Source organism: Mycobacterium sp. NS-7484, from assembly GCF_001953975.1.
Taxonomy (GTDB): Bacteria; Actinomycetota; Actinomycetes; order Mycobacteriales; family Mycobacteriaceae; genus Mycobacterium.
The window spans coordinates 1-20622 of sequence record NZ_MBEJ01000110.1 but is presented as its reverse complement, the minus strand read 5'-3'; the positions used below and the strand labels follow the sequence as shown (position 1 = coordinate 20622).

Below are 20622 nucleotides of genomic sequence, written 5' to 3'. Positions count from 1 at the left end.
CATGTCCTGGCTGCAAGTGGTCGTATTGTCGATTGTCCAGGGGCTCACCGAGTTTCTCCCGGTCTCCTCGTCGGGGCATCTTGCGATCACCTCACGGGTCTTCTTCGCCGACGACGCCGGCGCCTCCTTCACCGCGGTCACCCAGCTGGGCACCGAACTCGCGGTCCTGGTCTATTTCGCCAAGGACATCGCCCGCATCCTCAAGGCCTGGTTCAACGGACTGTTCGTGGCGGCCCACCGCACGGCTGACTACTGGCTCGGCTGGTGGGTGATCATCGGCACCATCCCGATCGGGGTGTTCGGCCTGTTGTTCAAGGACGAAATCCGCAGTGGCGCACGCAATCTGTGGCTCGTGGCCTCGGCGTTGATCGTGTTCTCCGCGGTGATCGCCGCGGCCGAGTACTACGGCCGACAGACCCGCCGCGTCGAGCAGTTGACCTGGCGCGACAGTGTCATCGTCGGCCTGGCCCAGTGCCTGGCGCTGGTGCCGGGCGTGTCGCGCTCGGGCGCGACCATCAGCGCCGGACTCTTTTTGGGTATGGAGCGCGAGCTCGCCGCCCGGTTCGGCTTCCTGTTGGCCATCCCGGCGGTTTTCGCCTCGGGCCTGTTCTCCCTGCCCGATGCGTTCCACCCCGTCGGCGAGGGGATGAGCGCGACCGGTGCTCAGCTGTTGGTGTCCACGGTGATCGCCTTCGTCGTTGGTTTCGCCGCGATCGCCTGGTTCCTGAAATTCCTGGTGTCGCACAGCATGTATTGGTTTGTGGGGTACCGCGTGGTGCTCGGCGTGGTGGTGTTGGCGCTGCTGGGCACCGGGGTGGTGGCCGCGCAGTGATCGAGAGGAGCTGAGATGACGGTGATCTTGCTGCGGCACGGCCGCTCGACGTCGAACACCGCGCACACCCTGGCCGGCCGCAGCGACGGCGTCGACCTCGACGAACGGGGCGCCGAACAGGCCGCCGGACTGGCCGCCCGGATCGGGGAGCTGCCGGTGACCGTGATCGTGCGTTCTCCGCTGTTGCGCTGTGAGCGCACGGTGGCACCGCTGGCGGAGGCGCTGGGGCTGGAGCCGATCGTCGACGAGCGGCTCACCGAGGTGGACTACGGCAGCTGGACCGGGCGCGCGATCGGCGAGTTGGTCAAGGAACCGTTGTGGGCGGTGGTACAGCAGCAGCCCAGTGCCGCGGTGTTCCCCGATGGGGAGGGCCTGGCCCAGGTGCAGGCCCGCGCGGTGACTGCGGTGCGCGAACGTGACCGTGCACTGGCCGAGCAGCACGGCGCCGACGTGCTGTGGGTGGCCTGCACACACGGCGACGTGATCAAGGCGGTGCTGGCCGACGCGCTGGGGGTGCATCTGGACGGGTTCCAGCGCATCACCGCCGACCCGGCATCGATGAGCGTGATCCGCTACACCGACCTGCGGCCCTTCGTCATGCACATCAACCACACGGGTGCGCAGTTGAGTGCCGGCCTGGCCGCCAAACCCGCCACCGACGCGGTGGTCGGTGGGTCCACCAACTGACCCGGCATAGCTATACCGGTATTTTGGAAGGTGCCATGGCCCGCGCAATTCACGTATTCCGTACTCCCGACCGATTCGTGGCCGGGACTGTCGGCCAACCCGGCAACCGGACGTTTTATCTGCAGGCGGTCCACGACAAGCGGGTGATCTCGGTGGTCCTGGAGAAGCAGCAGGTCGCCGTCCTCGCCGAGCGAATCGCCGCGTTGCTCACCGAGATCAACCGCCGGTTCGGCACGCCAATCCCGCCGGACACCGGTGAGGTGAGCGACCTGTTGCCATTGGTCACCCCGGTCGACGCCGAGTTCCGGGTGGGCACCATGGGGCTGGGCTGGGACTCGGAGGCCCAGACGGTCGTGGTGGAGCTCCTCGCGGTTTCCGAAGGCGAATTCGACGCGTCGGTGGTCCTCGACGACGCCGAGGACGGGCCGGACGCGGTACGGGTGTTCCTCACCCCGGAGTCGGCGCGCGAATTCGCCACCCGATCCAACCGGGTGATCTCGGCGGGACGTCCGCCGTGCCCTCTGTGCGACGAACCCCTGGACCCGGACGGCCACATCTGCGTGCGTACCAACGGCTATCGGCGCGGTGAGATCACCGGGTCCGACGATGACGCCGACACCTGAGCGCGGGCCCGCCCAACCCGACGACGAGGCGCTGGCCGAGGGCGAACTGACGGTGATCGGCCGCATCCGCTCGGCCAGCAACGCCACTTTCCTGTGCGAGGCCAACTTTCGCGACCGCCAGGTGCACTGCGTGTACAAACCGATTCGGGGCGAGGCGCCGCTGTGGGATTTTCCCGACGGCACCTTGGCCGGCCGCGAGGTCGGCGCGTACCTGGTGTCGGCCGGCCTTGGGTGGAACCTGGTGCCGCGCACCATTATTCGTGACGGTCCGGCCGGGCCCGGCATGGTGCAGCGGTGGGTGGACCAGCCGGAAGACGCGGTGGGCGACGAGCCGGCGGCCGGTCCCGATCTGGTGGACCTGCTGCCGGCCGGCCATCTTCCACCGGGTTTCCTGCCGATCCTGCAGGCCTACGACTACGCCGGTGACGAGGTGACCCTGGTACACGCCGACGATCCCCGGCTGTTCCGGCTGGCGGTGTTCGATGTGCTGATCAACAACGCCGACCGCAAGGGCGGGCACATCCTGGCCGGGGTGGACGGCGCGGTGTACGGCGTCGACCACGGGGTGAGCCTGCACGTCGAGGACAAGCTGCGCACGGTGCTGTGGGGGTGGGCCGGCAAACCCGTCGACGACGAAACGCTGGCCGACGTCGCGGCGCTGCGCGACGGCTTCGCCGGCCTGGCCGAACAGCTGTGCCCCCACATCACCGACGCCGAGATCGCCGCGCTGCGGTCGAGAATCGTTGGCTTACTGGATGATCCGGTGATGCCGACACCCGATCGGCACCGGCCGATCCCATGGCCGGCGTTCTAGCGGGCGCGTCCGAACCCCTCGAACGGATTCCAGGACTGGCTGCCGCGCACCACGTGCAGGTAGTAGGCGTAGTTGGCGGTCGACATCGCCATCGCCGCGATTCCCAGGCCGATGGCGCGGGCGATGCCGTCGCTGACCCCGATGGCCGTGAACACCACCGCGACCGCGATCGTCAACCCCAGCAGCGTCAAACCCTTGCGCCACATGCCTTTGACGAAGAAGTAGAGCGGCCCGAACAGAAACGCCAGGATGTTCGACGTGAGCCGCAGCTTGGCCATCAAGCTGAGGTTGCGGTACGCGGCCTTGGCTTCCGGGCTCGCGCTAGGCAGCCCGTAGGTACTGAAGAAATCGAACTTCCAGCGCCACGAGTCGGACAGGTTGTCGACAGGCGTCTGCTCGGTCATGGCTTGACCCTAATGGCACAACCGGCCCCGCCAGCGCACCGGCCTGGCCCGCCACCGATACTTGGTGGGTGCACTCGACCGACGCCGACCTGGCTGCCGCCGTGGCCAAGGAAGCCGGTGAGCTGTTGTTGGCAGTACGCGAGGAGATCGGCTTCTACGACCCGTACTACCTCGGTGACGAGGGGGATCGGCGATCCAACGCCCTGATCCTCGACCGGTTGGCCCAGGCCCGCCCCGGGGATTCGGTGCTCAGCGAGGAGGCGGTCGACGACCTGGCCCGCGTCGACGCCGATCGGGTCTGGATCGTCGACCCGGTCGACGGCACGCACGAGTTCTCGCTGCCGGGCCGCGAGGACTGGGCCGTGCACATCGCGTTGTGGCAGCGCTCGGTCGGCGTCGACGGCGGCCTGTCGGATGCGGTGGTGGCCCTGCCGGCCCGCGACGAGGTGTACCGCAGCGATGCGGTCAGCCCACCGGGTCCGCGGCGCCCCGGGCCGTTGTTGATCACCGCGAGCTCGAACCGGCCGCCGGCGGTGCTGTGGCGGATGCGCGAGCAGCTCGATTTCCGGATGGTGCGCATCGGTTCGGCCGGGGCCAAGGCGATGGCCGTGGTGCGCGGTGACGTCGACGCCTACATCCACGCCGGCGGGCAGTGGGAGTGGGATTCGGCCGCACCGGCAGGGGTGGTGCTGGCCGCGGGCCTGCACGCCTCCCGGTTGGACGGCTCGGAACTGCGCTACAACCGCGCCGATCCATATCTGCCGGACTTCGTCATGTGCCGCAAGGAGCTGGCGCCCATCCTGTTGGAGGCGATCGGGGTCGCCTCCCGATGAGCGCCGCGGGAATGGATTCGTCGGCGCGGTTGTCTGTCTACCTGAACTGTGGGGACCGACCGGCGGGAGGCCGTCCTGAGCGAGCACCTTAGAGTCGAGGCCATGCAATCGTGGGCGGCGCCGTCAATTCCGGTGCTGAAAGGGCGTGGTCCGCAACTACGGCTGTACGACAGCGCCGATCGGCAGGTCCGTCCCGTCAGCCCGGGCCCGACGGCCACGATGTACGTGTGCGGCATCACGCCGTATGACGCCACCCATCTGGGCCACGCCGCGACCTACCTGACCTTCGACCTGGTGCACCGGCTGTGGCTGGATGCCGGGCACAGCGTGCATTACGTACAGAACGTCACCGACGTCGACGACCCGCTGTTCGAACGCGCCGAGCGCGACGGCATCGACTGGCGCGACCTCGGTGACCGCGAGACCCAGTTGTTCCGCGAGGACATGACCGCGCTGCGGGTGCTGCCGCCGCAGGACTACGTGGCTGCCACCGACGCCATCGCCGAGGTGATCGAGCTGGTCGAGAAGATGCTGGCCTCGGGGGCGGCCTACGTCCTCGACGACGCCCAGTACCCCGACGTGTACTACCGTGCCGACGCCACCGTGCAGTTCGGCTACGAGTCGGGCTACGACCGCGACACCATGCTGCGGCTGTTCGGTGAGCGCGGTGGTGACCCGGAGCGGGCCGGCAAGAGCGACGAACTCGACGCGCTGCTGTGGCGGGCCGAGCGTCCCGGCGAACCCAGCTGGCCCTCGCCGTTCGGTCCGGGCCGGCCCGGCTGGCATGTCGAGTGTTCGGCGATCGCGCTGACCCGCATCGGCACCGGGCTGGACATCCAGGGCGGCGGCAGCGACCTGATCTTCCCGCACCACGAGTTCTCCGCGGCCCACGCCGAATCGGCAACGGGGGAGCGGCGTTTCGCCCGCCACTATGTGCACGCCGGGATGATCGGCTGGGACGGGCACAAGATGAGCAAGAGCCGCGGCAACCTGGTGCTGGTGTCGCGACTGCGCGCGCAGGGGGTGGAGCCCTCGGCCATTCGGCTGGGATTGTTCGCCGGGCACTACCGCAGCGACCGGTTCTGGAGCGACGCCGTGCTCGCCGAGGCCACCGACCGGCTTGCGCACTGGCGCAGGGCCACCGCACTGCCTGCCGGACCGGATGCCACCGATGTGGTGGCCCGGGTGCGCCAATATCTCGCCGACGATCTGGACACCCCGAAAGCTCTTGCCGCACTTGATGGTTGGTGTACCGATGCGCTGGCCTACGGCGGGCATGACCCCGCCGCACCGGGATTGGTCGCGACTGCGGTCGACGCATTGCTGGGTGTGGACCTGTAGCTGGGCGCGGCGGTACGTTACCGCCATGGGTTCTGTGAACGGGAAAGTCGTGTTCATCACCGGCGGTGCGCGCGGGATCGGCGCCGAGGTGGCCCGCCGGTTGCGACGTCGGGGCGCCAAGCTCGTGCTCACCGATCTCGACGAGGCCCCGCTGAGCGCGCTGGCCGCCGAACTCGGCGAGGAACATGTGCTCACCGCGCTGGCCGACGTGCGCGACCTGGCTGCCATGCAGAAGGCCGCCGATGCCGCCGTCGAGCGCTTCGGCGGCATCGACGTCGTGATGGCCAACGCCGGTATCGCCAGCTTCGGCTCGGTCATGCAGGTGGATCCCGAGGCGTTCAAGCGCGTCGTCGACATCAACGTGGTCGGGGTGTTCAACACCGTCCGGGCCACGCTCCCGGCGGTCATCCAACGCCGCGGCTACGTACTCGTGGTGTCCTCGCTGGCGGCATTCACCTCAGCCCCCGGGCTGGCCGCCTATCACGCCTCCAAGGCCGGGGCCGAGTACTTCGCCAACACCCTGCGACTGGAGGTGGCCCACCTCGGCGTCGACGTCGGCTCGGCGCACATGAGCTGGATCGACACTCCGCTGGTACAGGACGCGAAGTCCGACCTGTCGGCGTTCCGCGAGATGCTGTCCAAACTGCCGCCGCCGTTGAACCGGACCACCACCGTCGACGCCTGCGGCGCGGCCTTCGTCAAGGGCATCGAGGGACGCAAGAAGCGCATCTACAGCCCGGAGTGGGTGGGGGCGTTCCGCTGGATCCGGCCGGTGGTGTCCACGTCGCTGGCCGAACGCGACATCCGCAAGTTCACGCCGACGCTGCTGCCCAAGCTGGACGCCGAGGCCGCCGCGCTGGGCCGCTCGACCAGCGCCCGCATCGAAGCGCTGGAGAAACCCGAGTCCTAACGGCGCCGGTTGAACAGGCCGCTCAGCGGCCTCTCCGCCGCAGGTAGCGCTCGAACTCCGCCGCCAACGCGTCACCATCGATCTTGCCGAGCGCCTCGTTCATGTCCACCTCGGCGTCGCCACGCTGCTCCAGCGACGCGACGTACTCGGCGATCTCTTCGTCCTCGGCCGTCATCTCGGAGACGGCCTGCTCCCACTCCTCGGCGGCGGCGGGCAGATCGGCCAGCGGCACCTCGACGTCGAGCACGTCCTCGACGCGGCGCAGCAGGGCCACGGTGGCCTTGGGGCTGGGCGGTTGGGACACGTAGTGCGGGACCGCCGCCCAGAACGTCACCGCCGGAATCCCGGCCTGCACACAGGCATCCTGGAACACCCCGGCGATCCCGGTCGGACCCTCGTACCGGGTTTCTTCCAGCCCGAACACCTTCGCCGAATCCGATGAGTACGCCGAGCCCGACACCGGAACCGGCCGGGTGTGCGGGGTGTCGGCCAGCAGCGCGCCCAAGATCACCACGGTCTGCACATTGAGCTTGTCGGCGATGGCCAGCAACTCCGCGCAGAACGTACGCCAGCGCATGTTGGGTTCCACCCCGTGCATCAACACCACATCGCGGTTGCTGCCCGGGGGACGGCAGTGCGAGACCCGCATCGACGGCCACACCAGCTCCCGGGTGACGCCGTCGACCTGACGGATCACCGGGCGGTTCACCTGGTAGTCGTAATACGACTCGTCGTCGATCTCGACGATGGGTTGGGCCTCCCAGATCGCATCCAGGTGGTCCAGCGCGTCACTGGCCGCGTCGCCGGCGTCGTTCCAGCCCTCGAATGCCGCCACGATGGTGGCGTCCTTCAGTTCGGGCAGGTTGATCGGCCGGCCGGCGTTCGGATACGACGGTGTCACACCTTCAGCGTAAGCCTTCCGATGGTGCCGATGAGCGCGTTGCGCGCGCGGGTCGTCGCGGGGTCGAACAGCATGTTTGATAGACCGTCTACCCTGTTGATGTGACTGTCGCTGACACATCGGTCGATGGCATCGACCTGGGCAGCCAAGTGCAGACCGTCCGCCGGCCACGCGCCGCGGAGATGAAATATGGTCGGCCACAGCCTGGTTAGCCTTGGTGACGACGACATTGCCGACAAGATCCGCGGGCGGTCGCGGTAGACGCGACGGGATGGGTGTCCAGACGTCGATCGGGTGACGACGTAGACTTTTCTGGTCGAGAGGCGTTGCAACGGTTATCGGGGGGCCGGACCCCTGCGGTATCCGCCACGCTCGGCAGAGACAAGGACGCCTTCCGCTACGGAAGGAACGTACGTGAGCACTTCTGAGTCGAATACCTCTGAGTTCAATTCGTCTGGGTCGAATTCGAAGGCGTCGGACACCTTCGAGCCGAACATCCGCCCCGACTGCACCGAGGACCTGACGGCTACCCTGCGCGAGCGGATCATGGTGATCGACGGCGCGATGGGTACGGCGATCCAGCGCGACCGCCCGGACGAGGCCGGTTACCGCGGCGAGCGGTTCAAGGACTGGCCCAGCGATCTGCAGGGCAACAACGACCTGCTCAACCTGACGCAGCCGCACATCATCGAGGCGATCCACCGCGAATACCTCGAGGCCGGCGCCGACATCCTGGAGACCAACACCTTCAACGCCAACGCGGTGTCGCTGGGCGACTACGGCATGGAGGAGTTCAGTTACGAACTGAACTACGCCGGCGCTGCGCTGGCCCGGGCGGCCTGCGACGAGTACAGCACCGCTGACAAGCCCCGCTACGTCGCCGGGGCACTGGGGCCGACGACACGTACCGCGTCGATCTCACCGGACGTCAACGATCCCGGAGCCCGCAACGTCTCCTACGACCAGCTGGTCGCCGCCTACCTCGAATCAGCCAAGGGCTTGGTCGACGGTGGTTCCGACATCATCATCGTCGAGACGATCTTCGACACGCTCAACGCCAAGGCCGCGGTGTTCGCCCTCGAGACCCTGTTCGAGGAGCGCGGCAGGCGCTGGCCGGTGATCATCTCCGGCACGATCACCGATGCGTCCGGGCGGACGCTGTCCGGCCAGGTCACCGAGGCGTTCTGGAACTCGATCCGGCACGCCAAGCCGCTCGCGGTCGGCCTCAACTGTGCGCTGGGCGCACCGGAGATGAGGCCCTACATCGCCGAGATGGCACGGGTCGCCGACACGTTCGTGTCCTGCTACCCGAATGCCGGCCTGCCCAACGCCTTCGCCGAGTACGACGAGACGCCGCAGCGTCAGGCCTCCTACATCGCGGAGTTCGCCCAGGACGGCCTGCTCAACCTGGCCGGCGGATGCTGCGGCACGACGCCCGCGCACATCGCCGAGATCGCCAAGGTCGTCGAGGGGAAGCCACCGCGGCAGGTGCCCGAGATCCCGGTCGCCACCCGGTTGGCCGGCCTGGAGCCGCTCAACATCACCGAGGACTCCCTGTTCGTCAACATCGGTGAGCGCACCAACATCACCGGCTCGGCCCGCTTCCGCAACCTGATCAAGGCCGAGGACTACGACACCGCGCTGTCGGTGGCCCTGCAGCAGGTCGAGGTCGGTGCACAGGTCATCGACATCAACATGGACGAGGGCATGATCGACGGCGTCGCCGCGATGGACCGGTTCACCAAGCTGATCGCCTCCGAGCCGGACATCAGCCGCGTCCCGGTGATGATCGACTCCTCCAAGTGGGAGGTCATCGAGACGGGCTTGAAGAACGTCCAGGGCAAGCCGATCGTCAACTCGATCTCCATGAAGGAGGGCGAGGAGAAGTTCATCCGCGAGGCGCAGTTGTGCCGCAAGTTCGGCGCCGCCGTCGTCGTGATGGCCTTCGACGAGCAGGGGCAGGCCGACAACCTGGAGCGCCGCAAGGAGATCTGCGGCCGTGCCTACCGAATCCTGACCGAGAAGGTCGACTTCCCGGCCGAGGACATCATCTTCGACCCGAACTGCTTCGCGCTGGCCACCGGTATCGAGGAGCACGCCACCTACGGGATCGACTTCATCGAGGCCTGCGCCTGGATCAAGGAGAACCTGCCCGGAGTGCACCTCTCCGGCGGTATCTCGAACGTGTCGTTCTCGTTCCGGGGCAACAACCCGGTCCGCGAGGCGATCCACGCGGTGTTCCTCTACCACGCCATCAAAGCGGGTCTGGACATGGGCATCGTGAACGCGGGTGCCCTGGTGCCCTACGACTCGATCGATCCCGAGCTGCGGGACCGCATCGAGGACGTGGTGCTCAACCGTCGCGCCGACGCCGCGGAGCGGTTGCTCGAGATCGCCGAACGCTTCAACAAGTCCGGGAAGGACGAGGACCCGCAGGCTGCCGAGTGGCGCTCCCTGCCGGTCCGGGAGCGGATCACCCACGCCCTGGTCAAGGGCATTGATGCCCACGTCGAGGAGGACACCGAGGAACTGCGGGCCGAGATCGCCGCGTCGGGCGGCCGCCCGATCGAGGTGATCGAGGGTCCGTTGATGGACGGGATGAACGTCGTCGGGGACCTCTTCGGCTCGGGCAAGATGTTCCTACCACAGGTGGTGAAGTCGGCCCGGGTGATGAAGAAGGCCGTCGCCTACCTGCTGCCGTACATCGAGGCCGAGAAGCAGCCCGGCGACTCCAAGGACACCAACGGCACGATCGTGATGGCGACGGTCAAAGGCGACGTCCACGACATCGGCAAGAACATCGTCGGAGTTGTCTTGCAGTGCAACAACTTCGAGGTGATCGACCTCGGCGTGATGGTGCCGGCGCAGAAAATCCTGGATGCGGCCAGGGAGCACGACGCCGACATCATCGGGCTGTCCGGCCTGATCACCCCGTCCCTGGACGAGATGTCCAACTTCGCCGTCGAGATGGAACGCGAGGGCCTGGAGATCCCGTTGCTGATCGGCGGCGCGACCACCTCGCGCGCGCACACCGCGGTGAAGATCTCGCCGCGGCGCAGCGGTCCGGTGGTCTGGGTCAAGGACGCCTCCCGTTCCGTGCCGGTCGCTGCCGCGCTGCTCGACGACAAGCAGCGCCCGGCGCTGCTGGAGGCCACCGAGAAGGACTACGCGGCCTTGCGCGAGCGGCACGCCCAGAAGAACGAGCGGCCGATGCTGACGCTGGAGAAGGCGCGCGCCAACCGCACGCCGATCGACTGGGACGACTACACGCCGCCGGTGCCCGCCCACGGTCTCGGCGTGCGAGATTTCCACGAGTACGACCTGGCCGAGTTGCGCGAGTACATCGACTGGCAGCCGTTCTTCAACGCCTGGGAGATGAAGGGCCGTTTCCCCGACATCCTCAACAACCCGGCCACCGGTGAGACCGCCCGCAAGCTCTACGACGACGCCCAGGAGATGCTCGACACGCTGATCAAGGAGAAGTGGCTGACGGCCAACGGGGTGATCGGCTTCTTCCCGGCGAACGCCGTCGGCGACGACGTCGAGGTCTACACCGACGAGAGCCGCACCGAGGTGTTGACCACGCTGCACAACCTGCGCCAGCAGGGCGAGCACCGCGAAGGCATCCCGAACCGATCGTTGGGAGACTTCATCGCTCCCAAGGAGACTGGGGTGCCGGACTATATCGGCGCCTTCGCCGTCACCGCCGGGCTCGGCAGCCAGGACAAGATCATGGAGTTCAAGGCCGCCCTCGACGACTACAGCGCCATCCTGCTGGAGTCACTGGCCGACCGGTTGGCCGAGGCCTTCGCCGAACGCATGCATCAGCGGGTCCGCGAGGAGTTCTGGGGATACCAGCCCGACGAACAGCTGGACAACGACGCGCTGATCGCCGAGAAGTACGTCGGCATCCGTCCCGCCCCCGGCTACCCGGCCTGCCCGGAACACACCGAGAAGGCGACGCTCTGGAAGTTGATGGACGTCCATGAGCGCACCGGCATCGAGCTGACCGAGTCGATGGCGATGTGGCCCGGCGCGGCGGTCAGCGGCTGGTACTTCTCGCACCCGCAGTCGCAGTACTTCGTGGTCGGCCGGGTGGCCCAGGACCAGGTCGCCGATTACGCGAAGCGCAAGGGCTGGACCCTGGCCGAAGCCGAGCGCTGGTTGTCCTCCAACCTCGCCTACAACCCGGAGGACTGAGCCGAAACCCGGCGCCCCGCAGTGCGTTGAGTCACATGATTTCGCGAGCTCGGTTGTGCGATGGGACAATCGGATCATGCGGGCGGTGCTGTGGGACATGGACGGCACCCTTGTCGACTCCGAAAAGCTCTGGGACATTGCGATGCACGCGCTGTATGCCCGCATGGGCGCGGTGCTCACACCCGAGGTGCGCGAGTCCACGGTCGGCGGCTCGTCGGAATCTGTGATGCGCATCGTCTACGACGACCTCGGTCTCGAGCCGGATCCGGCCGCGATGGCCGAGTCGGCGGATTGGTTGCACGATTACACCGGTGAGCTGTTCGACCAGGGCCTGCCCTGGCGGCCGGGTGCCCAGGAGATGCTCGAGGGATTGTCCGCGGCGGGCGTCCCGATGGCGCTCGTCACCAACACGCGCCGAGATCTCGCCGAGCGAGCCTTGAATAGCATTGGCCGCCATTACTTCTCGGTGATCGTCTGCGGCGACGAGGTACCGAACGGCAAGCCGGCACCGGATCCGTATCTGCGGGCCACCGAGCTGCTCGGCGTGGTGCCGGCCGACTGCCTGGCAGTCGAGGACTCGGTGACCGGTACGACCTCTGCGGAGTCCGCCGGCTGTTCCGTGCTGGTGGTGCCCAACGACATCGAGGTGCCGCAGGGCCCGGGCCGTCGGCACGCGGAAACGCTGGGCGCGCTCGATGTCTGGGATCTGCGTTCCATCCACGCCGAACTGGCCGTCGGCTCGGGTGCCCGCGGCGTCTGAGACGCGCCGAAGTCAGCTACCCGGATATGGCCCGACCTTTGGGCTCACTGTGCCAAGGTGATGATGACTGGTCACCCGACGGCGCGGAGAGGACAGGTCATGTCACATGGTCCGGTAAGCGGCGGTACTTCGTCGGTCCACGACGACGAGTATTTCTCGTCGGGGCGCAGCGCCGTGCGGATCGCCTCGGTCGCCGCCCTCGGTGGGTTGTTGTTCGGCTACGACAGCGCGGTGATCAACGGCGCGGTCGACGCCGTCCAGAAGAACTTCGACATCGACAACAAGATCCTGGGATTCGCGGTGGCCTCGGCACTGCTCGGGGCGGCCGTCGGCGCGCTGACGGCGGGCCGGATCGCCGACCGCATCGGTCGACTCGCCGTCATGAAGATCGCCGCGGTGTTCTTCTTCATCAGCGCGATCGGCACCGGGCTGGCCCCCAGCGTCTGGGTGGTGGTCCTGTTCCGCATCGTCGGCGGCATCGGTGTCGGCATCGCCTCGGTGATCGCGCCCGCCTACATCGCCGAAACCTCACCGCCGGGAATCCGCGGACGGTTGGGGTCCCTGCAGCAGTTGGCCATCGTCTGCGGCATTTTCCTGTCGCTGAGCATCGATGCGCTGCTGGCCCGCCTCGCCGGGGACGCCACCAAGGAACTGTGGCTGAACATGGAGGCGTGGCGGTGGATGTTCTTGATGATGGCGATTCCGGCGACCGTCTACGGTCTGCTGACGTTCACGATCCCCGAGTCGCCCCGGTATCTGGTTGCCACACACCGCATTCCCGAAGCACGCAAGGTGCTCTCACGGCTGCTGGGCGAGAAGAACCTCGAGATCACCCTGAACCGCATCCAGGACACCCTCAAGCAGGAGAAGCCCGCAGCCTGGCGTGATCTACGCAAACCGACCGGTGGGGTCTACGGCATCGTGTGGGTGGGTCTTGGCCTGTCGGTTTTCCAGCAGTTCGTCGGCATCAACGTGATCTTCTATTACTCGAACGTGCTGTGGCAGGCCGTCGGATTCGACGAGAATTCGTCGTTCGTCATCACCGTCATCACCTCGGTGACCAACATCTTGACCACGCTGATCGCGATCGCGTTGATCGACCGGGTGGGCCGTAAACCGTTGCTGCTGATCGGGTCGTTGGGAATGGCGGTGACACTGGGCACGATGGCCGTGATCTTCGGTACGGCAAAGACGCATGAGGTACTCAACACCTCGACGGGCCTGATGGAGCAGCAGCCCTTCCTCGGTGGTATCACCGGTCCGATAGCGCTGGTCGCGGCCAACCTGTTCGTGGTGGCCTTCGGTATGTCATGGGGGCCGGTGGTGTGGGTGCTGCTCGGAGAGATGTTCCCCAACCGGATCCGCGCGGCCGCGCTCGGTCTGGCGGCCGCGGGGCAGTGGGCGGCGAACTGGCTGATCACCGTGTCGTTCCCGGAATTGCGCAACATGCTCGGGGCGGCATATGGGTTCTATGCGATCTGCGCGGTGCTGTCGTTCCTCTTCGTGTGGCGCTGGGTCGAGGAGACCAAGGGCAAGAACCTCGAAGACATGCACGCCGAGGTGTTGAAGACGTAAAGGCCGAGCGTTCACGCTTCTGGCATCGGCAGAGGTTCGTAGTCGTCGGTGTACGGTCCGGCGTCGAGGGTGCGAGCTATCTCGACGGCCGCCTCGACCAGCTTCTCCGGGGAGATGTCCCGGTGGGCCAGATAGACCTCGCAATCACCGACGAGGACCCGGACGCTGGCCAGCGTCGTCTGCACCAGGGCGAACTCGTCGGGCTCGTCGCGAGGCACCCCATAGGTCCCCGGCGTGAAGTCCGCCGCCTGACGTAACTCCTCACGCGCCACCGTCGCGTCGTCGATCGGATGGATGGCCACCGTCAGCGTCGCGGCCGCGGCGACATCCGGACCCCAGGCCGCCGCCAGGCAATCGAGGGGCCGGATCGGATTGGCGGTGCGGTTGTTCTGAATCAGGTGCTCGACGGGAAGATGCTTGGCCAGGATCGCCCGGATCTCGGCGACCCGGGCGGTGTACGTCGGCAACGGGCAGTCGGCTGATTCGCTCACGCTTCTATTGCACCGCACAAACCGACCCCCACCGAGCATGAAACAATTCACTGCTGTGAAGACCTTCGATGCCCTGTTCGCCGAACTCAGCGACAAAGCGCGCACCAGACCCGCCGGTAGCGGCACGGTCGCCGCACTTGACGCCGGCATCCATGGGCTCGGCAAGAAGATCCTGGAGGAGGCCGGCGAGGTATGGCTGGCCGCCGAGCACGAGAGCGACGAATCGCTCGCCGAGGAGGTCAGCCAGTTGCTGTACTGGACGCAGGTGCTGCTGCTCTCCCGCGGTCTGACCCTCGACGACGTCTACCGGAAGCTGTGAACGTGGCCGATCAGATGTTGCGCGTTGCCGTCCCCAACAAGGGGTCACTGAGCGAATCGGCCGCCGAGATCCTCTCCGAGGCGGGGTACCGGCGCCGGCGTGATCCCAAGGACCTGACCGTCGTCGACCCGATCAACAACGTCGAGTTCTTCTTCCTCCGGCCCAAGGACATCGCGATCTACGTCGGCTCAGGCGAACTCGACCTGGGCATCACCGGACGTGATCTGGCCGCCGATTCGGATGCCCCGGTTCGTGAACGCCTGGCGCTGGGATTCGGCAACTCCACGTTCCGCTACGCCGGCCCGGCTGGTCGGGAGTGGACCGCGCAGGATCTGGCGGGCAAGCGCATCGCGACCTCGTTTCCGAACCTGGTTCGCAAGGATCTCGCGGCGCAGGGCATCGAGGCCTCGGTCATCCGGCTCGACGGCGCGGTGGAGATCTCGATCCAGCTCGGTGTCGCCGACGTGATTGCCGACGTGGTCGGCTCGGGTCGCACGCTCGGGCTGCATGATCTGGTGGCGTTCGGTGCGCCGCTGTGTGAGTCGGAGGCAGTGCTGATCGAACGCGACGGCGCTCAGGGCGACGGCAACGCCGCCGCGCGCGATCAACTCACCGCGCGGGTGCAGGGTGTGGTCTTCGGCCAGCAGTACCTGATGCTGGATTACGACTGCCCGCGTGCGGTTCTGGAGAAGGCCACCCAGGCGACGCCGGGGCTGGAATCACCGACCATCGCACCGCTGGCCGATCCGGACTGGGTGGCCGTGCGCGCGCTGGTGCCGCGCCGCGACGTCAACGCCATCATGGATGAGATATCGGCGATCGGCGCCAAAGCGATACTGGCGTCAGATATTCGGTTCTGCCGTTTCTGATCGGCGCGTGCCGCGTCGTTCTGCGTGTTAGCGTCCGGGGGGGACAAGTCCAGGCCCTCGGAGGTTGCCGTGACGCATTTTCTGGTTCTGTTGTTGGCGCTGCTGATCGGCGTGGTGGCCGGTCTCCGGGCTTTCACTGCACCGGCCGTCGTGGCCTGGGCCGCCACATTGAGCTGGATCAACCTCGACGGCACCTGGGTGGAATGGCTGGCGCATCCGGTCACGGTCACCGTGTTGACGATTCTTGCTGTGGGCGAATTGGTTACCGATCAACTGCCGAGTACGCCGAGCCGTAAGACGGCGGTGCAGTTCATCGCCCGGCTGATCACCGGTGGTTTCGCCGGGGCGGTGATCGGCACCGCATGGGGATACACGTTCGGCGGCCTGGGTGCGGGTCTGATCGGCGCGGTGCTGGGCACCCTCGGTGGCTATGAGGCGCGTAAGCGTCTGGTCGCCGCCACCGGCGGTCGTGACCTGCCGATCGCCTTGGTGGAGGACGCCGTTGCGGTGCTTGGCGGTCTCGGCGTCGCCGCGCTGACCGCGGTCGTCTGAACCATGGCGCCCGCACGCAATTTCGACGCCATCGTCATCGGTGCGGGCCAAGCCGGCCCACCGCTGGCCGGTCGGTTGACCTCGGCGGGGCAGACCGTCGCGGTGATCGAACGCAAGCTGGTGGGCGGAACCTGCGTCAACTACGGCTGCATTCCCACCAAGACTCTCGTTGCCAGCGCGCATGCTGCCCACATGGCGCGCCGCGGGGCTGACTTCGGTGTGCGCACAGGCGAAGTCGTCGTCGACATGGCCAAGGTGAAAGCCCGCAAAGATGCGATCATGCTGGCCGACCGCCGCGGCGTCGAGGATTGGCTCGACGGCATGGACGGCGCCACCCTCATCCGCGGACATGCTCGGTTCGTCGACCCGCACACCATCGATGTCGATGGTCAATTACTGCGGGCCGAGCGCATCTTCCTCAATGTCGGTGGGCGCGCAGTGGTTCCCGACTTTCCCGGCCTGGACGGCATCGACTATTTGACCAACGTCGGTGTCCTGGACCTCGATGTGCTTCCGGAACATCTGGTAATCGTGGGCGGCAGCTACATCGCACTGGAGTTCGCGCAGATGTACCGCCGGTTCGGTTCGCGCGTCACCGTAATCGAGAAGGGCCCGCGGCTGACCTCGCGCGAAGACGAGGACGTCTCGGCCGCCATCGCCGAAATCTTGCGGGCCGAGGACATCTCGGTGGTGCTCGACGCCACCGGTATCCGGTTCGCCAAGCGGGACAACGGCTTCGAAGTGACGCCTCGCGATGGTGCGGATCCGATCTGGGGAACCCATCTGCTGCTCGCGGTGGGACGCGCACCCAACACCGACGACCTCGGGCTGGAGAACGCCGGCGTGGACGTCGACCGGCGCGGCTACATCGTCGTCGATGATCAACTCCGCACCACCGCCGAGCACATCTGGGCGATGGGGGATTGCAACGGCAAAGGGGCGTTCACGCACACGTCCTACAACGACTTCGAGATCGTCGCGGCCAACCTTCTCGACGACGACCCACGGCGGGTGAGCGACCGCGTTACCACCTATGCGCTCTACATCGACCCGCCGCTGGGCCGGGCCGGCATGACCGTCGACCAGGTGCGGGCATCAGGCCGGAAGGCGTTGGTGGGCAAGCGCCCGATGACCCGGGTCGGGCGGGCCGTGGAGAAGGGTGAGACGCAGGGCTTCATGAAAGTGGTGGTCGATGCCGAGACCGAGGAGATCCTCGGTGCGGCGATCCTCGGTGTGGGCGGGGACGAGGTGGTGCATTCGATCCTCGACGTCATGACCGCCAAACTGCCCTACACCGCGATATCGCGAACCATGCACATCCACCCGACGGTCAGTGAGCTGGTGCCGACAATGCTGCAGGAGCTGAAGCCACTGGAGTGAGCGACCCTCTGCGTTGAACGCGTGGTGATCGTCAGCGGCGGATTTCAGCGACGTCAGCGTCAATTACCAAAGGCGGGTGGGAAATTCGATTTCGTCCTCACGCGGTAGCCAGGCGTGTAACCATCGGCCTTGGCGTGAGGAGCAAAGATGAGAATTGCAGTTGCCGCCGTGCTGATCGGGATGGCAGCCATGGGTGTGGCCGCCCCGGCGAAGGCGAACCCCAACTCAGGTGATCCCAATTGTGTCGCGGAGCCGTACCTGGCCGAGTGCACGGACAGCGGATTCGGGGCGCCCACCGGTCCGTCTGATTCCGCATGCATTTCGTCGCCGATCGATCCGGTGTGCGCGGGAGGTCCGTACGCGCCGCCGGCGCCGGCCATGCCGCCGCCGGTCGGCAGCGATCTGCCGGGCAGCATGATGCCCGACGGAATGCCTTACGGCAGTGGTCCGCCTCCCGGCATGCCTGGGAGCATTCCGGGAATGCCCGGGAGTATCTGAGCTGCGATCTGTTCGGCGCTGAAAGTTATTCGGCCAGCAGTGCGGTGACGGCCGACGGATTCTTGTAGAACACGTCGAGTTCGGTGATCAGGCCTTCTCGAACCGTCACCACCTCGGTCACGGCCATTTCGGCAGTCGCTCCAGAGGCGCGTGCCGTGAAATTCAGGCGGTAGTAGAGCACCACCGTGTCGTCGTCGGCGATGTACCGCATGTCCGGGCTCGGTGTGAGCTCTAGCACCGTGAACATCTGCGCGATGAGATCGAAAAAGCCGTCGGGGCCGAGGTAGTCGCCGCGGTACGGAACGTCCCCGGCCGCATGGATCACGAAGTCGTCGTGCAGCAGCCGTCGAGCATCATCGAACCTGGCTTCCCCGATCGCACTCACGAAGTCCTGTACGACCGTCCGAGAACGTTCAGTTTGAGATGTCATCGGAGCCCCCAGCCTCGGCGTGACCTATCGTCCCTTGTGCCAGTATGAGCGGGATCGCGTCAGCCTGAGACGCTGATTGGACCAAAGCATCTAACCCGGCGCGCGCATCACCAACAAGGTTTGCGCAGAGGTGCCGATAAACCCTTGGCGGTCAAAGATTTCCGCTGTGGTCACGCCGATGCCGTCCGGACCGATCGAACCACGGGCCCGAACGGCGAAATCGGAGCCGACTGGGAGCCGGTGCAGATGCACGGAGGTGTCGGTGTTCATGAAGATGAACTTCTGCGGATCCAACGCCGCACCAATGCCATTCGCCGAATCCACCACGAGCGCCAGGCGTTGCAGGGCCGTCGTCTCTTCGTCGTCGACCACGGACGTCAGCGGACTCATCCACGCCACAGCGGCCTCACCTTCGGTGGTGCGCTGGCGTCGCCACGTCACGGTGTCGAGGTAACCTGCAGCGCCCTCCCACCTGTGCGCCACCTCGGCGGCCTCACCCTCCAGCAACGGTGGAAAGCGGTCGGTGGCCACATCACTGGTGTCACTGGGCGCCAATAGCCAGGCCGTCACCCGAGCGACTGCACGCCACGAGCCGTCCGCGCGGGCCGCCTCCATCTCCGAGACGGCCATCGAGATCCGGCTGCCGGGCCGATCGACCCATGCCCGAACCCGCACGGGGGCAACGGGAATCGCGCCCAGGATGTCGAGCGTCAAACGCCCGACCCGCAGACCCGAGCCAGCGGTCAACTCTTCGATCGCCTTGGTCAGCAGCGCCAGCGGCGGTGAACCGTGCTGAATCGCCGGATCCCAGTTGCTCCGGGTGTCGGCGGTGGACTCGAACAGCTGATACTCACCATCGGCACCGAGCCGATGATAGTGACACCCGATCATGCAGCTCCTGATTCTGGCCAGCCCGGATACGGTGGCGGCGTGCCGCCGAACGCCGGGCACAGGTTCTGGTGTGCGCACCACGAGCACAGCCGCGACGGGTTGGGCCGGAAGTCTCCGGTGGCCCCGGCCACCTGGATGGCCTGCCAGATCGCCATCAGCGTGCGCTCAAACCGCAACAGCTCGTCGTGGCTGGGGGAGTAGTCGAGCACTTGACCGTCGGCGAGGTACAACAACCGCAGCCGCGCCGGCATCACGCCGCGCGACCGCAGCAACGCCACGGCATAGAACTTCATCTGGAACATCGCTTTGAACTCAGCCTGCGCCCGTGCCGCCGGCGGCGCTTTGCCGGTCTTGTAGTCGACCACCCGCAACTCGCCCGACGGAGCGACATCGATCCGGTCGACGAATCCGCGTAACAGGGTGCCGTCAGCCAACTCGACTTCGAGGCGGTGCTCGCAGCACTGTGGATCGAACCGGGTCGGATCCTCCAGCCGGTAATACCCGGACAGCAGCGCCCTCGCCTCGGCCAGCAACGTGGTCGGATACTCGGTGTCGGCCAACTCGGGTTCGGCGGCGAGGACCTGCTCCCAGGCCGGCTCGATCAGGGCCAGCGCGGTGTCGTGCACTCGCTCGGCCGCCGGAAGTCCGTAGAGCTGCTCCAATGCGGCATGGACCACGGAGCCACGCAGCTGTGCGGTGGACCGCGGCTCCGGAAGTCGGTCGATGGCACGGAACCGGTACAGCAACGGACACTGCTTGAAATCGCCGGCCCGCGACGGTGACAACGCCGGGCGGCGGGGCGTCGAAGCCGGTTCCTCACTCACATCCGCAAGCCTAGGGCCGGGCTCTGACAAAGTTGGGCGAACCCCGACCACCCGACCGTGCGCGGCTACTGGCAGGCTGGACGTCCGTGGCAGCGAAGAGACCGACCGGACCGTTTGCCGTTGGCGACCGGGTACAACTCACCGACGCCAAGGGCCGGCGCTACACGATGGTGCTCAACCCCGGCGGAGAGTTCCACACTCATCGCGGCATCATCGCGTTCGACAACGTGATCGGGTTGCCCGAGGGCAGCGTGGTCAAATCCACCAACGGCGATCAGTTCCTGGTGCTGCGCCCGCTGCTGGTCGACTACGTGATGTCCATGCCGCGCGGGGCGCAGGTGATCTATCCGAAGGACGCCGCGCAGATCGTGCACGAGGGGGACATCTTCCCGGGCGCACGGGTGTTGGAGGCCGGTGCTGGCTCGGGTGCGCTGACATGCTCGCTGCTGCGGGCGGTGGGACCCGAGGGACGGGTGACGTCTTTCTCT

General features: G+C 66.8%; 23 protein-coding genes. 16 read left to right on the top strand and 7 right to left on the bottom strand.

The window, feature by feature from the left end; all coding sequences use genetic code 11:
- The first annotated feature begins 1 nt into the window (after position 1).
- The 4 genes from A5733_RS20565 to A5733_RS20550 are packed head-to-tail and all read left to right on the top strand — an operon-like array spanning position 2 to position 2956.
- The gene (locus A5733_RS20565) at positions 2-832 is read left to right on the top strand and encodes an undecaprenyl-diphosphate phosphatase (protein ID WP_067770644.1); all 831 of its coding nucleotides are present in this window, start codon (positions 2-4) and stop codon (positions 830-832) included.
- A gap of 15 nt (positions 833-847) precedes the next feature.
- Complete coding sequence (locus A5733_RS20560; protein ID WP_076241481.1) at positions 848-1519, top strand: histidine phosphatase family protein; 672 nt, start codon at positions 848-850, stop codon at positions 1517-1519.
- Positions 1520-1554: 35 nt separating this feature from the next.
- Entirely contained in the window at positions 1555-2142 is a 588-nt protein-coding gene (locus tag A5733_RS20555) for a DUF3090 domain-containing protein (protein WP_067770572.1), read from the top strand.
- The gene (locus A5733_RS20550; protein WP_076241480.1) at positions 2126-2956 is read left to right on the top strand and encodes an SCO1664 family protein; all 831 of its coding nucleotides are present in this window, start codon (positions 2126-2128) and stop codon (positions 2954-2956) included. Before A5733_RS20555 ends, A5733_RS20550 begins: the two co-directional genes overlap by 17 nt.
- Here A5733_RS20550 and A5733_RS20545 read toward each other — a convergent pair.
- Positions 2953-3360 carry a DUF2628 domain-containing protein gene (locus A5733_RS20545; RefSeq protein WP_067770576.1) on the bottom strand — a complete coding sequence of 136 codons (408 nt, stop codon included), beginning with the start codon at positions 3358-3360 and terminating at the stop codon, positions 2953-2955. The genes A5733_RS20550 and A5733_RS20545 overlap by 4 nt on opposite strands.
- Before the next feature lie 68 nt (positions 3361-3428).
- On the opposite strand from A5733_RS20545, the gene A5733_RS20540 reads away from it, so the two are divergent.
- From A5733_RS20540 to A5733_RS20530, 3 genes are all read left to right on the top strand, one after another.
- A complete protein-coding gene (locus tag A5733_RS20540) occupies positions 3429-4193 on the top strand; it encodes a 3'(2'),5'-bisphosphate nucleotidase CysQ (RefSeq protein WP_076241479.1) in 765 nt (254 codons plus the stop codon).
- Between the two features lie 102 nt (positions 4194-4295).
- Positions 4296-5534 (top strand): cysteine--1-D-myo-inosityl 2-amino-2-deoxy-alpha-D-glucopyranoside ligase, encoded by a 1239-nt coding sequence (mshC, locus tag A5733_RS20535; protein WP_067770580.1) that lies wholly within the window; start codon positions 4296-4298, stop codon positions 5532-5534.
- Positions 5535-5559: 25 nt separating this feature from the next.
- A complete protein-coding gene (locus A5733_RS20530; protein ID WP_067770582.1) occupies positions 5560-6444 on the top strand; it encodes an SDR family oxidoreductase in 885 nt (294 codons plus the stop codon).
- A 22-nt stretch (positions 6445-6466) separates the two neighbouring features.
- Here the strand turns inward: A5733_RS20530 and A5733_RS20525 are convergent, their stop codons facing one another.
- Positions 6467-7345 (bottom strand): PAC2 family protein, encoded by an 879-nt coding sequence (locus A5733_RS20525; protein WP_067770584.1) that lies wholly within the window; start codon positions 7343-7345, stop codon positions 6467-6469.
- Positions 7342-7494, bottom strand: a complete 153-nt coding sequence (locus A5733_RS27595) for a hypothetical protein (RefSeq protein WP_157561275.1) — start codon at positions 7492-7494, stop codon at positions 7342-7344. The genes A5733_RS20525 and A5733_RS27595 overlap by 4 nt, the downstream gene beginning before the upstream one ends.
- A gap of 346 nt (positions 7495-7840) precedes the next feature.
- Here A5733_RS27595 and metH point away from each other — a divergent pair, with 346 nt between their 5' ends.
- The 3 genes from metH to A5733_RS20505 all read left to right on the top strand — a co-directional run bounded on the left by metH (position 7841) and on the right by A5733_RS20505 (position 13880).
- Entirely contained in the window at positions 7841-11545 is a 3705-nt protein-coding gene (gene metH / locus A5733_RS20515; RefSeq protein WP_233152748.1) for a methionine synthase, read from the top strand.
- A gap of 76 nt (positions 11546-11621) precedes the next feature.
- On the top strand, positions 11622-12305 hold the full coding sequence (locus A5733_RS20510) for an HAD family phosphatase (protein ID WP_076241477.1): 684 nt from the start codon (positions 11622-11624) through the stop codon (positions 12303-12305).
- Positions 12306-12404: 99 nt separating this feature from the next.
- Positions 12405-13880 (top strand): sugar porter family MFS transporter, encoded by a 1476-nt coding sequence (locus A5733_RS20505; protein ID WP_067770591.1) that lies wholly within the window; start codon positions 12405-12407, stop codon positions 13878-13880.
- An 11-nt stretch (positions 13881-13891) separates the two neighbouring features.
- Here A5733_RS20505 and A5733_RS20500 read toward each other — a convergent pair whose 3' ends face one another.
- Complete coding sequence (locus A5733_RS20500; RefSeq protein WP_076241476.1) at positions 13892-14371, bottom strand: hypothetical protein; 480 nt, start codon at positions 14369-14371, stop codon at positions 13892-13894.
- Positions 14372-14408: 37 nt separating this feature from the next.
- Here A5733_RS20500 and A5733_RS20495 point away from each other — a divergent pair, with 37 nt between their 5' ends.
- From A5733_RS20495 to A5733_RS27590, 5 genes are all read left to right on the top strand, one after another.
- Positions 14409-14690 (top strand): phosphoribosyl-ATP diphosphatase, encoded by a 282-nt coding sequence (locus tag A5733_RS20495; protein WP_067770595.1) that lies wholly within the window; start codon positions 14409-14411, stop codon positions 14688-14690.
- A 14-nt stretch (positions 14691-14704) separates the two neighbouring features.
- Complete coding sequence (gene hisG, locus A5733_RS20490; protein ID WP_076241513.1) at positions 14705-15559, top strand: ATP phosphoribosyltransferase; 855 nt, start codon at positions 14705-14707, stop codon at positions 15557-15559.
- Positions 15560-15628: 69 nt separating this feature from the next.
- On the top strand, positions 15629-16111 hold the full coding sequence (locus A5733_RS20485) for a DUF4126 family protein (protein WP_067770597.1): 483 nt from the start codon (positions 15629-15631) through the stop codon (positions 16109-16111).
- Positions 16112-16114: 3 nt separating this feature from the next.
- Positions 16115-17491, top strand: coding sequence for an FAD-containing oxidoreductase (locus A5733_RS20480; RefSeq protein ID WP_076241475.1), 1377 nt, complete (start codon positions 16115-16117; stop codon positions 17489-17491).
- Positions 17492-17638: 147 nt separating this feature from the next.
- Complete coding sequence (locus A5733_RS27590) at positions 17639-17989, top strand: hypothetical protein (protein ID WP_158070628.1); 351 nt, start codon at positions 17639-17641, stop codon at positions 17987-17989.
- Positions 17990-18014: 25 nt separating this feature from the next.
- Here the strand turns inward: A5733_RS27590 and A5733_RS20470 are convergent, their stop codons facing one another.
- The 3 genes from A5733_RS20470 to A5733_RS20460 all read right to left on the bottom strand — a co-directional run bounded on the left by A5733_RS20470 (position 18015) and on the right by A5733_RS20460 (position 20134).
- The gene (locus A5733_RS20470) at positions 18015-18374 is read right to left on the bottom strand and encodes a nuclear transport factor 2 family protein (RefSeq protein WP_076241473.1); all 360 of its coding nucleotides are present in this window, start codon (positions 18372-18374) and stop codon (positions 18015-18017) included.
- Between the two features lie 135 nt (positions 18375-18509).
- Entirely contained in the window at positions 18510-19310 is an 801-nt protein-coding gene (locus tag A5733_RS20465) for a thioesterase family protein (protein WP_076241472.1), read from the bottom strand.
- Positions 19307-20134, bottom strand: a complete 828-nt coding sequence (locus tag A5733_RS20460; protein WP_076241471.1) for a RecB family exonuclease — start codon at positions 20132-20134, stop codon at positions 19307-19309. Before A5733_RS20460 ends, A5733_RS20465 begins: the two co-directional genes overlap by 4 nt.
- Positions 20135-20220: 86 nt before the next feature.
- On the opposite strand from A5733_RS20460, the gene A5733_RS20455 reads away from it, so the two are divergent.
- On the top strand, positions 20221-20622 hold a 402-nt coding region (locus A5733_RS20455; RefSeq protein ID WP_369830959.1), incomplete at its 3' end, for a tRNA (adenine-N1)-methyltransferase.

Excerpts from the sequence above, each read along its gene's own strand:
- A5733_RS20545 (WP_067770576.1), bottom strand. The coding sequence starts at position 3,360 with ATGACCGAGCAGACGCCTGTCGACAACCTGTCCGACTCGTGGCGCTGG.
- A5733_RS20480 (WP_076241475.1), top strand. The coding sequence starts at position 16,115 with ATGGCGCCCGCACGCAATTTCGACGCCATCGTCATCGGTGCGGGCCAA.
- mshC (WP_067770580.1), top strand. The coding sequence starts at position 4,296 with ATGCAATCGTGGGCGGCGCCGTCAATTCCGGTGCTGAAAGGGCGTGGT.
- A5733_RS20555 (WP_067770572.1), top strand. The coding sequence starts at position 1,555 with ATGGCCCGCGCAATTCACGTATTCCGTACTCCCGACCGATTCGTGGCC.
- A5733_RS20550 (WP_076241480.1), top strand. The coding sequence starts at position 2,126 with ATGACGCCGACACCTGAGCGCGGGCCCGCCCAACCCGACGACGAGGCG.
- A5733_RS20510 (WP_076241477.1), top strand. The coding sequence starts at position 11,622 with ATGCGGGCGGTGCTGTGGGACATGGACGGCACCCTTGTCGACTCCGAA.
- A5733_RS20465 (WP_076241472.1), bottom strand. The coding sequence starts at position 19,310 with ATGATCGGGTGTCACTATCATCGGCTCGGTGCCGATGGTGAGTATCAG.
- A5733_RS27590 (WP_158070628.1), top strand. The coding sequence starts at position 17,639 with ATGAGAATTGCAGTTGCCGCCGTGCTGATCGGGATGGCAGCCATGGGT.
- A5733_RS20560 (WP_076241481.1), top strand. The coding sequence starts at position 848 with ATGACGGTGATCTTGCTGCGGCACGGCCGCTCGACGTCGAACACCGCG.
- hisG (WP_076241513.1), top strand. The coding sequence starts at position 14,705 with ATGTTGCGCGTTGCCGTCCCCAACAAGGGGTCACTGAGCGAATCGGCC.
- A5733_RS20505 (WP_067770591.1), top strand. The coding sequence starts at position 12,405 with ATGTCACATGGTCCGGTAAGCGGCGGTACTTCGTCGGTCCACGACGAC.
- A5733_RS20565 (WP_067770644.1), top strand. The coding sequence starts at position 2 with ATGTCCTGGCTGCAAGTGGTCGTATTGTCGATTGTCCAGGGGCTCACC.
- A5733_RS20530 (WP_067770582.1), top strand. The coding sequence starts at position 5,560 with ATGGGTTCTGTGAACGGGAAAGTCGTGTTCATCACCGGCGGTGCGCGC.
- A5733_RS20495 (WP_067770595.1), top strand. The coding sequence starts at position 14,409 with ATGAAACAATTCACTGCTGTGAAGACCTTCGATGCCCTGTTCGCCGAA.